This is a genomic window from Leptospira saintgironsiae, assembly GCF_002811765.1.
GTDB lineage: Bacteria > Spirochaetota > Leptospiria > Leptospirales > Leptospiraceae > Leptospira_B > Leptospira_B saintgironsiae.
In genome coordinates, this window is sequence record NZ_NPDR01000011.1 from 80324 (window position 1) to 93095 (window position 12772).

General features: G+C 40.2%; 11 protein-coding genes and 1 tRNA gene. 2 read left to right on the top strand and 10 right to left on the bottom strand.

Annotated elements, in window-relative coordinates; all coding sequences use genetic code 11:
* From CH362_RS17780 to CH362_RS17815, 8 genes are all read right to left on the bottom strand, one after another.
* Positions 1-1437 carry a M20/M25/M40 family metallo-hydrolase gene (locus CH362_RS17780; protein WP_100711655.1) on the bottom strand — a complete coding sequence of 479 codons (1437 nt, stop codon included), beginning with the start codon at positions 1435-1437 and terminating at the stop codon, positions 1-3.
* Positions 1438-1619: 182 nt separating this feature from the next.
* Positions 1620-3344 (bottom strand): ArnT family glycosyltransferase, encoded by a 1725-nt coding sequence (locus tag CH362_RS17785; protein ID WP_100711656.1) that lies wholly within the window; start codon positions 3342-3344, stop codon positions 1620-1622.
* A 39-nt stretch (positions 3345-3383) separates the two neighbouring features.
* Entirely contained in the window at positions 3384-3680 is a 297-nt protein-coding gene (locus tag CH362_RS17790; protein WP_100711657.1) for a Cys-rich protein, read from the bottom strand.
* Positions 3681-3711: 31 nt separating this feature from the next.
* Positions 3712-4773 carry a dual-specificity RNA methyltransferase RlmN gene (gene rlmN / locus CH362_RS17795; RefSeq protein ID WP_208859614.1) on the bottom strand — a complete coding sequence of 354 codons (1062 nt, stop codon included), beginning with the start codon at positions 4771-4773 and terminating at the stop codon, positions 3712-3714.
* Positions 4774-4781: 8 nt separating this feature from the next.
* Positions 4782-5684, bottom strand: coding sequence for a tetratricopeptide repeat protein (locus tag CH362_RS17800; RefSeq protein WP_100711659.1), 903 nt, complete (start codon positions 5682-5684; stop codon positions 4782-4784).
* A 47-nt stretch (positions 5685-5731) separates the two neighbouring features.
* The gene (sufB, locus tag CH362_RS17805) at positions 5732-7144 is read right to left on the bottom strand and encodes a Fe-S cluster assembly protein SufB (RefSeq protein WP_100711660.1); all 1413 of its coding nucleotides are present in this window, start codon (positions 7142-7144) and stop codon (positions 5732-5734) included.
* A 179-nt stretch (positions 7145-7323) separates the two neighbouring features.
* Positions 7324-7905 (bottom strand): peroxiredoxin, encoded by a 582-nt coding sequence (locus CH362_RS17810; RefSeq protein ID WP_100711661.1) that lies wholly within the window; start codon positions 7903-7905, stop codon positions 7324-7326.
* Positions 7906-8019: 114 nt separating this feature from the next.
* Positions 8020-10029 (bottom strand): hypothetical protein, encoded by a 2010-nt coding sequence (locus CH362_RS17815; RefSeq protein ID WP_100711662.1) that lies wholly within the window; start codon positions 10027-10029, stop codon positions 8020-8022.
* Between the two features lie 110 nt (positions 10030-10139).
* Between CH362_RS17815 and CH362_RS17820 the strand changes: the two genes are divergently transcribed.
* Both CH362_RS17820 and CH362_RS17825 read left to right on the top strand, forming a co-directional pair.
* The gene (locus CH362_RS17820; RefSeq protein ID WP_008595600.1) at positions 10140-10544 is read left to right on the top strand and encodes a PaaI family thioesterase; all 405 of its coding nucleotides are present in this window, start codon (positions 10140-10142) and stop codon (positions 10542-10544) included.
* 23 nt (positions 10545-10567) lie between these two features.
* Positions 10568-10651 (top strand) — tRNA-Leu (locus tag CH362_RS17825).
* Between the two features lie 3 nt (positions 10652-10654).
* On the opposite strand, the gene CH362_RS17830 is transcribed toward CH362_RS17825, so the two are convergent.
* Together CH362_RS17830 and CH362_RS17835 are read right to left on the bottom strand one after the other, a co-directional pair.
* Complete coding sequence (locus CH362_RS17830) at positions 10655-11410, bottom strand: hypothetical protein (protein WP_100711663.1); 756 nt, start codon at positions 11408-11410, stop codon at positions 10655-10657.
* 163 nt (positions 11411-11573) lie between these two features.
* Positions 11574-12758, bottom strand: coding sequence for a multiheme c-type cytochrome (locus CH362_RS17835; RefSeq protein WP_100711664.1), 1185 nt, complete (start codon positions 12756-12758; stop codon positions 11574-11576).
* Positions 12759-12772: the final 14 nt, after the last annotated feature.

A 12772-nucleotide genomic window follows, 5' to 3' on the forward strand; every position in this document is an offset into this window, starting at 1 on the left:
TCAGTTCATTTGGTATAGAATCTCGAATATAATCTGTGTTCCCAATTTTAAATTCTCCAAACTAATACTTTCATTTTTAGCATGAAGCATAGTAAGTTCTTTTTCATTCAGAAGAACTGGAATTAACCCGTAACATTCCATACCAATCTGACGAAAATATGCATTATCCGTTTTACCTGGAGAAATAAAAGGAGCAGCAACACTCCCAGGAATTTTATGAGTCGCGACAGCAGCAATCGTTTGGAAAAGAATAGAATCCAATTTAGATTTATCAGAACTAACTGTAGATGCCGGTTCCACTTCCACTTCATATTTTTCTGCGATCTTTTGGATCTCTTTCAAATATTCTAAAGGATCGAATCCAGGAAGAAGTCTCACATCTAGTTTCGCTTCTGCCAAGGAAGAAAGTACATTATGACCCTTACCCTCTTCCGTTTTTAGACCTGAAACTGCCTTTGTATTTTTAGTAATGGCACTCAATTGTCTACTGCCTCGAATTGGACCGTATAATAATCTTCTTAAAACCGGAATATTTGAATTTTTTAATATAAATGATTTAGGAAAGGAACTAATATTCCCTAATTGATAAAAAAATCCTTGGGTTTCCTCAGAGATACGAATATCCGTATCGTATTCCAAAACTTCTGTTAAAAATTTTAAAAGCCTGAGACTAGGATAATTTTGGCTAGGAGTACTACCGTGCCCTTGGTCTCCTTTGGCTCTTACATTCAACCAAAGATTTCCTTTTTCTGAATATTGTATATTGAAGATGGTACTTCCAGGAATGGCAACATCCTTGGTACCAAAACTTCCTTCGTTCAACATATATCCATAACCTTTGAACAATTCCGGATGAGATTTTAGTAAAAATCTGGCTCCCCTTTCACTTCCGGATTCTTCATCCGCCATACTTAAGAACATTATTTTTCTTTTAAGTGGGACCACAGATCTTTTGAGCTCCAAAAAGGAAACGATCTGCATTGCAATGAGACCCTTACAATCCAAGGCTCCTCGTCCGTGGATCCTACCTTCTTTGATATTCCCCGCAAAAGGATCTTCCACCCATTCTTTAGGGTCCGCTTCTACTACATCCAAATGATTCCCTAGAATTAAACCTTTTTCGGAACTAGGAACACTCGGCTCAAGCTCAGCAATCAGATTCACTCTATCTGGAAATCCTGGCTCGGAGATAAGTTTAGTCTTAATACCTTCTCTTTCGAAAATGGATCTAATATATTCTGCGACTTGTTTTTCGTTTCCTCGAACAGATTTGATCCGGATCAGATCTGTGAGAATTTTAATCGCCTCTGTTTCTCTCTTATCCCAAGAAAGGATATGATTCTCTTCTTTAAGAGGAGTGTTTTTTATAGGAGATGTTACGCATTGAAATAAGAATAAGACCGAACAAAGGAATAGAAATGTGCGAGAAACAAACATTCGCCATTTCTAAAGTATAAGCGAAGAATCGTCCAGAAATTTAGAAGAAAAGGGAAAAGTAGCCCCAGGAGGACCCTGGGACCAAAACCAAACCAGGCTCATAACAAAGCCTACTTAAGAATTCGGTGGGTTTACAAAATTTCCCTTAAACTTTTTTAATATTTTTTAAAAAAATCAGCAGGTTATTTTCCTGAAATTTCTTTTCCAGGTTTAAATCTGATCTTTCCTAAATACACCTTGGTAGTTAAAGAATCTCTTTTAGATTTTAAGAAAAAACCAAACTCAGGAGTGGCCACCTTATAACTCTGATACTCCGCGAAAATGTCCAAATCCACTCGATTCGCAGTGAACTCATCAAAATGAGGCAGATATTTTTCAGAGATAAGTATCATTCTTTCTCCATCCTTCTGTAAAGCCTCAAAGAGGACTTCAGGATCGAATAAAGTTCTAGTGATACGTTTAGAATAAAACGCATAAGATCTTTTAGAAGCAGGAACACCGAACATCAAAAACTTTTCTTTTCCAGGTTCTGCTTCTTGGATAATCTCCCCTACTTCTTTGGATGGTTGGTAAGAAACTAGCAATGGATAAGCATACAAACTTACCAAAGTAAAGAAGAAGGAGACAGATACAACCAAGGTCCCAAGTACCGCGTCTATTTTGAAATACAACAGAACGATCGCTGCAATTCCTAAATAAATCGCCACCCAAACATAATAGGAAACTGGAACATCCATAACCAGGATCGGAAATAAGATCGCAGCAAATACGAATCCCAAACTAGTCAGATAAACTAAAATTCTACCTATAAAAGAAAGAGATCCTTCTGGACTTTCAATAAGCTTTAGTAAAAATCCTGAGCCCACAACTGCTCCCGCAGGTAAGCACCAGTAAATATACTGAGGCAATTGGTATTTGGAAAAACTGATCAGGAATAAAAATAAAAATAACCAGAAAGCAGGTACAAAATCCCCGTCTTTCCATTCATTTTTTCGAATATTCGAAAATAAACTTTTACCCTTCTCTTTTATAAATCCAACCAAATTGGATCCTATCCAAGCAAGGAAAGGCAATATGAATATTCCAAATGCCCAAGAGAAGTTCGAGTAGAAAAATAGAGGATTGAATTTTTGGTCGTACATCTTGATGTAAAAACGACCAAAAGATTGGACCCAAAGAAAGAAATAAGGCCCGTAAGTATTAAATTCTAAATACAAAGGAATGGACCATAAGAATGGAGGAAGTAATGCTAAAATTCCTCCTGGAAAAAGTTTCATTCCTAAAAGCCTTTTCCAATCCCTTCTAAAAAGAATATCTCCGCCAATTCCAATACCAGGGATTACAACCGCGATCGGCCCTTTAGTTACAAAGCCAAGCCCCATAGCGAGGTACATCGCGTAATAATAGGCGGGATTTTTTTTAGTTCCCAAATAATAAAATGCGAATACTAAAATGATATAAGGAGTTACATATACATCTATTTTAGGATCCACCACCATCGCATATAATCCAGGAGACAAAGCGTATAAAAATACAGAGATCCAGGCACGTTTTACATTTCCTGAATATAATTTGGTGATAGTAAACACTCCCCAAAGAGATAGAAGTGTCATCAGGATTGCAGGCAAACGGAATGCGTAATTATTCTGGCCGAAAATCGTAAAAGAAGAACTGATCTTCCAGAAAGTGAGGATCGGTTTATCCAGGTATCTTCTTCCATTGTCTCTGATAAAAAACCAATTTCCGCTATCCGTCATTTCTCTTCCGATCTCAGCATATTGGGAAGAATCTATATCAATTACATCTAAAGGAAACGTCAGAAATAATGGCAGAACAGCTACTACTAAAAGAAACAGAGTAGACCATTTCAAAAATGGAATGTTTTTCCTATCTTGAACGAAATTCATATTTTTATAATACTCCAAACTTAATAGAAAAACGAAGGATCAATCCATGAGTCCGGATTCCATGAGGCATCTGGTAAATCCGGTACATGTTTTTTCGGACTCGTAACAAGGCATTGCGTATCCTTGTTCTCTTAAACATCCGGATTCACATTCAATCTGCATGAAACTTTTCTGAGATGCTTCCATAGGTCCCTTGGATTGGAATTGTTTCTCCACACAAGAGGTGAAAAATCCGCAGATCTCTTGGCATTTTTGCTGGTAGGGATCTTTACAATCGGTGATCCCGATCGTAATAAAAGAAAATAAGAATAAGGTCGAAAAAAGGGACAGCCTCATTCCAGCTAGGTTATTCGATACGGATCTAAGGTCAACTTTTTGCGGCGAGCATTCCGCATGCCCCGTTGATGTCTTTTCCAGGGGATCTTCTGTTCAAGATAGGAACTCCAGCAGGTTCTAAATGGCGTAAAAACTCATCTATCTCCTGATCGGTGGGTCTTCTCCAGCCGAAGAACTCAGTGTTCAAAGGGATTACGTTTATTTTACAATCCAGTCTTCTTGCGATCTTCACTAATTTTTTAGCGTCTTCGGCACTCATGTTCACACCAGGGATCATCACATATTCGAATGTGATCCTACGCTTTAGAACTTTGGTATACTCTAGGGCAGCATCTATAAGTTCAGGAAGTGCAAACTTCTCTTCTATATCCATGATCTCTTTTCTTCCATTCGGATCAGGATGATTGAGAGAGATCGCAAGATTATAAGGTTCTTTATTTTCTATAAATCTGCGAATACCATTCACTACCCCAGAAGTGGAGATAGTAATTCTTTTGGCGCCCATTCCCAAGGCTTCCCCATCATGAAGAAGTTTTGCTGCACGCATTACATTAAAGTAATTATGCATAGGCTCGCCCATTCCCATGAACACTATGTTCGTTGCCCTGTCGCCTACGATCTTTTCTACCTGAAGGATCTGGTCTATGATCTCTCCCGCTTTTAAATTTCCCATATAAGGAAGTTTAGCAGTGGCACAGAATTTACAATTTAAGGTACAACCTATTTGAGAAGAAATACAGATCGTCTTTCTTCCACCGTCGCCGGATGGGATCCATACTGATTCGAATTCTTTCCCACTTCCAGGAACAGATTCGAATGTGAATTTTTGAGTTCCATCCACTGATTTTAAATGTTTAGCAACACTGATAGAGGATAAGCTAAACTTCTCTTTTAATTTTTCCTTTAAATCCTTACCGATCGTGGAAAATTCTTCCCAGGACTCGTAACGATTCGCGTATAATCCATTATAAATTTGTTTAGCTCTAAAAGGTTTTTCACCCAGTTCCGAAATGATCTGAGTAAGTTCTTCCAAGGTATGACCCTTAACAGGGATTTTTCCATCCCCATTCTCCTGGATCTCAGTATTCGGAATGGTTTCGTTCACTTGCAGGAATCCTTATATTCTTTTTCTGCATCCGCATACCCTAGATCCCAGGCCTTTTTGTAATCCTTGCAGGACTCGGCCTTTCTTTTCAGAGCGGCATATCCCAAACCACGATTAAAATAAGAAACTGAATCTTCTGGCAGAGTTTCCAAAACCTTAGAATAAGAAGCCACGCTCTCTTTGTATCTTCCAGATGCGTAATTTGCAAAAGCTAAAGCAAAAACAGCTCTCATATATTTAGGAGCCAAATCCACGGATTTTTTAGCGTCCACCAGACCTTCTTTCGGTTTTCCTAATATACTCAACTGGATCGCTCTTTCTGCAAATGCATAAGATTTGTTCAGGCCAGAATCTATGGCGAGGTTCATATCTTCTAAACCTTCTTCCTTTCTTTCCAAACCAAAACGGCTCAATCCTCTGTAAAATAATGCATCTAAATTGGTTTCGTCCAGAGAATATGCAGAATCAAAATCCGTCTCTGACTCAGCGTATCTATTCAGATAATATTTGCTCAAAGCCCGATTATAAAATGCGGAAGAATTTTTAGGATTCACTGCAAGATAACGATCATATTGGGAAATTGCATTATCATACTCAGCAGCATTATAAGAATCTAAACCTTGTTGGAATAATTCCTTCAATTCTTGGTCAGTAAGAGTTTCAGTAGGAGAATTACGACTTGCTGATTCCTTCTCCAATTGGTCCAGAAAAGAACTGATAGTAGCTGTGATCCAAAAAAACACCGCATTAGGAGTTTCAGTTTTTACTTCCTGTTCTTCTGGTTTTACAGTAGAACTTGTTTTTTCAGGTTCTTCAGAAGAAACAGTCTCTGGAGAAAAGATCTGAAATCCAGCCAGAATCAAACCAACGACCAGGAAAATACCCAATACTTTCTGCATATGATTTGTATGACCGGATTTTAAAAGGAATACCAGCTTTTTTCCGGTTAGGAAACAGCAGAATCCGAATGTTCGGAAATAACTTTCCCGTCTTCCAAGATCATTCTGATCAGTCTAGTCATCTCCACAGAATATTCCACGTTTAAGTGTTTAGTCACACCCTCACAGAAACCATTTATGATCAGAAGTTTTGCATCGTCCTCTGAAAGTCCTCTGGATTGAAGATAGAATAATTGCTCCTCATCTATACGAGAAACAGTCGCCTCGTAGTTCAAGGTTCCATTCTGCCCACTCACATCATTATAAGGATAAGCATGTGACTGAGAACGATCATCCATCATAAGACCATCACATTTTACATGGCTATATGCGTTAGAAGAACCTGTGGTGAATTTTACCAAACCTCTATAAGAGTTGATCCCACCATCTAAAGAAACACCTTTTGCAAGAATATTACTACGAGTGTTTTTACCTACATGGATGATCCTTGCACCTGTATCTTGGATCTGACTAGAGCCAGCAAAAGCCAAGGATAGAATATCACCTGTAGAATTATCACCTTGTAAAACGATACCAGGATACTTGATAGTGTTAGCGCCAATATTCACATCTGTCCAAGTGATATGAGCGGCTTCATGACAAAGACCACGTTTGACGGTCCAGTTATACATATTCTTTTTCCAGTTCTGGATAGTAGTGTAGAATATTTTAGAATTCTTATGAGCGATCAGCTCCACCACTGCAGTATGGAAATTTGTGCCCTTGTCTTGCACAGAAGAACATCCTTCCGAATATTCTAACTCTGCTCCATCTTCTGCGATCAAAAGAGTTCTTTCATATTGGCCAGAAGAAGCAGCGCTTACTTTAAAATAAGCCTGCAAAGGCATAGGAGTTTTAACACCTTTCGGAACGTAAGCGAAAGATCCTCCCGAAAATACTGCAGAGTTTAATGCGGAAAATTTATTGTCCCCGATAGAAACAACAGATCCGATATATTTGCGAACGATATCTGGATATTCACGGATCGCAGTATCGATATCACAGAAAATAATTCCTAGATCAGTAAGTTCTTTTTTAACGTTAGCGTAAACAGTTTCAGAATCTTCCATAGCTTCGATCCCAGCCAGGTATTTTCTTTCGTGTTCAGGGATCCCAAGTCTTTCAAAACTTTTTAATACTTCAGGATCTACTTCGTCCCAGGATTTTTTCTTTTTATGATTCGCGCCTATATAATGCACATACTCGTCTATATCCACGTTGAAGTTAGGAAAAAATCCCCAACTAGGCATAGGTTTACTTTCATAAACTTTAAATGCCTCTAGACGGAATTCAGTCAGCCAAGCTGGCTCATTTTTAATGTGGGAGATGGACTCTACTACTTTGCGTGTAAGTCCTTTGGGAAAATTATCCGCACGATAATATCTATCTTCGTCGGAAATGATCTCAAGTGCTTGTGCCATAATATTCTTCTCCCATATCTTAGACTTTTAAAAGAAAAGATGCAATACTTTCCGAAGTCTTAAGTGCGAGTTTTGCCCGAATCAGGGCCATATAACAAGATTTTAGGGGTACCGGTAGGTGACCAGGAGAAATTAGAAAGGAGAATCCGGCCCTAAGACCGGATTTCCGTAAGAATGGATTAGTTTACCGCAGAGAAGTATTCTTTGGATTTTTCTGGATCCGCTTTCATTGTTTTCTTTCCTTCGTCCCAGTTTGCAGGGCAAACTTCGCCGTGTTTTTCAACGTATTGGAAAGCTTTTACCAAACGGATTGCTTCATCAATGTTTCTTCCTACAGGAAGATCGTTGATGGTAGACTGACGGATTACTCCAGCTGGATCGATGATGAAGGTTCCTCTCAAAGCCATTCCGCCTTCTAAAAGAACTCCGTAATCTCTTGCGATTGACTTTGTTATGTCAGCAACTAGAGGATACTTGATATCTCCTAATCCGCCTTGTTTACGAGGAGTGTTCTTCCATGCAAGGTGAGTAAAAGCGCTGTCTACGGAAACTCCCAGAACTTCCGCTCCGATTTTTTTGAAGTCGTCTAGTTTTGCATCATACTCGATGATTTCAGTAGGACAAACGAAAGTGAAGTCGAGGGGCCAGAAGAATAGAACAACCCACTTTCCTTTATAGTCGGAAAGTTTGATTTCCTTGATTTGCTGGCCAATAACGGCTTCTGCTTTAAAGTCCGGTGCGAGTGAAGTAACTTGAGGCATTTTGCTCTCTCCTATTTAGAATCATTCTAAATTTAGACAGCCAGGATGGAAAGCAGTTTTTCTTTTTTAGGAAATAAGAGAATTTTTTTCCAGAGAAACTTCTCTGCCAAATTTTCAGCCTTTGGCCATTAAGTATTTCTCCATAAACTCAGTGATATCCTTGATGTTCCGATTGATCATCTTTCTGAGTTCAGGAGGAATATTTTGCGATTTGATCACGCGATAATAGTTCAAAGCATTCTTCAACATTTTGCGGCGGGCAAATTCCTGTGCCTTGATCAGCATTGGTTTATACTTATAATATGAGTATTCCATAATACTGTAATTCTTAGAAAGTTTGAATGAGTGGGGTATCTTTCCAAAATCATAGGTCAAGGTTAAGAAGGGAGCATCATCCACTTCCGGAGGTTTTAACTCCAGAATACCATGGATCATTTTAGGCTCGTCGTCCCCGCCTCCGCTCTGGCTTTCCGGCCTATCTTGGTCTAGAGGTTCGAGACCTCCATCCAGTACTTCTATTTCAGGAGCTTCTTCAGCATTTGGAACAGGAGAAGGTGCTGATCCAGCAGGCGCCGGCGCGGCACCCGGTCCTGCAAGTGGAGGAATATCAGGTGTGAATTCTTCGTGTTTAGTTTCATCAACAGGATCAGGAAGATCGATCTTAGGTAATTCAATCGGACCTGGCGCAGGAGCAGCTTCTCCACTTGGAGCTGGAGCTTGAGGAGTTCCTTCAGGTTCACCTCGGAGAACTTTATCTTCCGGATCAGGTAAACGGATCGGAACTAAATCTAATTGAGGAAGAACAGGTGCAGCATAACCTGGGATCTGATCTGAAAGAGGGTATTCAGGTCTTGGCCAATCCTGAGGTAAAGGTTCTTCTAATCCTTGCTCTTCTCTTTCTTGGCGTTTTTCTTCCGCCTTCTTCTTTAGATAATCATCTCTCTCTTGGAAAAGATCTTCTTTTCTTCTATCGTCTTCTCCCCTTCTATCTTTGCGAGAGCCGTCTCCTTCTCTTCTCTCTCCTTGAGAGCGACGATCTTCTCCTGTCCTTCTATCAACAAGAGGAAGGTCTTTAAATTTATCCCATTCATCCGAGAAGAATGTATCTTCAGGAAGATCCATCTCATTCGGATCAAGGTGTTCTGGGTCCTTGGGCTTCGGAGAAGGTTCCGAAGGTGCAAAATCTTGCGGACCTACAGGGCCTGCTCCATCACTTGGAGGAGAAGCTCCTGGACCAGGAGGAAATCCCCCTGGAGATGAAGGAGCTCCTGCAGAATAAGAAATAGGAGCTCCAGGTGGTGGCGGTGGCATCGGCCCTGAAGAAGGAGCATAAGAAATAATTTGATAAGATACCGGCCCTGGTGGTAATTCAGCAGGAAGTTTTGGCGCCTCTGTTCCTGGAGGAGCCTGGATCTGGATAGGATTTGCAAATCCTTGGGAGAGACTGCCACCTAAAGCCTGGCTAATATCCTTGATCGCTTTAACAAGATCTCCCATCGGAATAGGAGGTCCTGAATAATTAGGATCATCAGGAGTATAGGTCTCTTCCTCTGGAGGAGTGTTGATATGATCTTCTATTGCTTGGATATTATTATCAATTTTTTCATTAATATCCGAATCAGGAATTCTAGCGTTAGTCCTCTTTAAGATCTCCAACGCACCTAAGAAATTTTCTTTATCTACTAATGCTTCTGAATGTAAAAGTGGTCTTCTATGATGTGCATACCGAGAGTTATTCCGAATGATATCATCGGTTGCATGAGGAAGTTGTAATTTATCCTTCTTCTTTAGTCCTGGATAATTAGGTTTTTCTCCACCAGCTGGAGGAGGACTCCATTCTTGGTCTGGCTTCTGGGCTTCAGGTTGCCCGCTGCCTCTTTGTTGCGGAGAAGAAGAGGAAGAAGGACCAGAATCTTGGTCACCTACGTTGACTAATTTTCCTCTGTCGGCGGGAGAAGGACCTCCTCCACCGGAGCCGCCCGACCCAGGACCGCCGCCTCCACCTGAACTTCCACCACCCGGAGAAGGCGCAGAACTTCCGGAAGATCTATTCGGATCTCTGAATAAAGTGTATGCTCCTGCTCCCGCAGAAAGAAGTCCTAATAATAAAAGAAGTGCAGTCATCTAGAAGATTCTTATCTATTATTTTCGACAGAGTATTACGTCGTTCTTAAACAGCAATCAGTAGCTTTTTCGGATTGACACCATGAATGTTAAGTAATAACTTGACATATATGAAATCAACGGTTCGGGAAAACCTGAGCTTCGGGTCCAGTCCTGACAATCCGGACGGTCTTCAATTAAAGATCACCTTTGATGAGGACACAAAAACCGCTTACGGTGACTATACGGTTCCTGAAAAGTTCCAAGGGTCTCCAGACGTGATCCATCCCGGAATCATCGCTACTATTTTGGACGAAATCATGGCCAAAATCAATGAGGCGATGAATTTTAAAACAACAACTGGCGAGTTAACGATCCGTTTCTTACAACCAGCGCAAGTAAATCAACCTTTGCATTTACGTGGCTGGTTCGTCAAAAAGAACAAAAAAGTGATCGAAAACAGAGCCGAAATTGAGAACGAGATCGGTAAAATCGTTGCCCGCGGTAAGGGCAAATACATCGAACTCGATTCCTGATCCAATACGGAATTATAAAACCCGCCGATGTGGTGGAATTGGTAGACGCACTGGATTCAAAATCCAGCGAGGGCAACCTCGTGTCGGTTCGACTCCGACCGTCGGCAGGGTTATTTACCTACAGAAGCAATCGCTTCTTCAAACGTATCCTTCTCTACTTGATCAATTGCTTCTAAGATCAAATTCATTTCTTCTCTAGTCATTCCAGAAAACAGTTCTTCTCCTTTCGTGAGAATACCTGCACCGAGCATAATACCTTCTACTTCTTCCTGAGTATAAGTTTTTGGCTTGGACTTCATTGTTTTAACAACAGCGTCCATGAGTTGTTTGATCTTAGAAAGAAGTTCCTTATCCGAAAGTGTTGTGAATAATTTTAAGATGTCTTCTCTGAATTCGTCCGCATCTTTTTTAGAAACGGAAGCAAGCACTTGATTGAAGATAGATTTGTTTTGTAGGTCCTTCCCTTCTTTTAATAATTCTTTTGCTTTGGAAAACATGATCTCTTCGAATCTATGAGCAGTTACATAAGAATGTAACGCTGCAAATCCTGCTTGGAATGCTGATCTTAAATGGCGGCCCAGTTTGAATACTGCCATACTCAATGATCCCAAAAGACCAAATACTTTTGGAGGAGAATGAACAAATCCAGCCAGGGATTCAAATGCACCGTCTAATTTTTTTCTGCCCTCGTATTCCGGATATAATAGTTCCAGAAAGTAATGTACAAGAAGTTCTACCTTTTCCTCTGGAATAGATTCAAACTTTGGATACCTTGAAAGATTGTTTTTAGAATATCTTCTTTGGATGGCTTCTCTATAAGCGCTTATCAATTTAGGAAATTCCGGTTCTTCTAATAGCGATCCCATACTCGGATAATTATTAAGAAGGTCCGCTTATTCGGAAATTGTTTTTTTCGCACAGAGGCACAGAGTTTAAAAGAGACACAGGGATGTTTTCACACAGAGACACAAAGCCACGGAGGATGTATGAACTCCAACAGAATCTAAAAACCCTTTGTGTCTTTTGTGCCTACCTTCTCCATTCTAAACGGACCAGCTCATACTTCGCGGAATTTGCCTCTGCGAGAGCCGCTTTAAGATAAGGCAAAACCCAAGGTTTTGTATCCTCTAGGAAAGTGTCTTTATAATTCCAATTGTCTTGGAACATTCTTTTATAATATTCCTTTGGATCTACTGTTACTATAAACTCGACTCGTTTGAGTTTTGAAAATTCTTCTTTGGATAAACTTTCACGAAGAAGGACAGATTCTCCAGGAGAAAGTCTTGTATCAAAGATTTCTTTCTGTAATTCCAGGTCCAACATCCAACCTAAAGTTTTTTCCGAGATCTTCTTTCTTTCTCCAGTAACAAACTCAGTCCAAACTTCTAAGTATACTTTTGGAACAGAATAACTTGGGAATAGATGTCCTACTCCAGAGTTTTTGAGTTCAGAAATAATTTCGGCTCCTTCTTCTTTTGCTAAAACTTGCAAAGAAGTTTGGACTCCTTGTTTTACCATTTCTGGGTCAGAGATACCTTTCCATTCATGTTTTCTATCAGGCATATGACAGTTCTGGCATTGAACATTTGATTTTGCAAATTCGGACCTTCTCCATTGTCCGTATGTATCCATCAGAAATTTTCCGTTTACCTGTTTTGCAGTCTCCGGAGATTGATGGCAATTTTTACAAAATTCTGATTCTTCGAATTCTTTTTGCGGGATAAAACCCTCGTGTGGAATATTCGAATTTTGAAATATTCTATTTTTATTACCGTCCTTTGGAAATGGTCCGTATACTTTCCCTTTTCTAAGATGGCAACTTGCACATTGGACTCCATTTTCTTCAGAGCCTGATTTCCAAGCGGAGTCGGAGACTTCTCCCCAACCTAAACGTGTGAGTAATAAATTTTTGGTTTCTGGGTTTGGACTATGGCAGTTCATACAATTTTCGGATCCATGTTTTCCAATCCGAGGTAATTGCCAAAGAAAGCCCGGGCCAATGGCCCGGGAGTGAAGAGTCGACTTCCAGGAACCGAACTGTTGTAAATGGCAACTCCCGCAAGAGGCCGGGTTCGGATCAACTGTAAGCGAGCCTTGGGATTCGAGGGGGAATGCCCAATGCCGTTGGTGAAACCCTTCTTCCTTACAAAATAATAAGAAGAAGGCAGCCGCAAAAATTACGGCAGAAAGGATAAAGGGAATTATCCTCCGCAAGGATTTCCCCCACC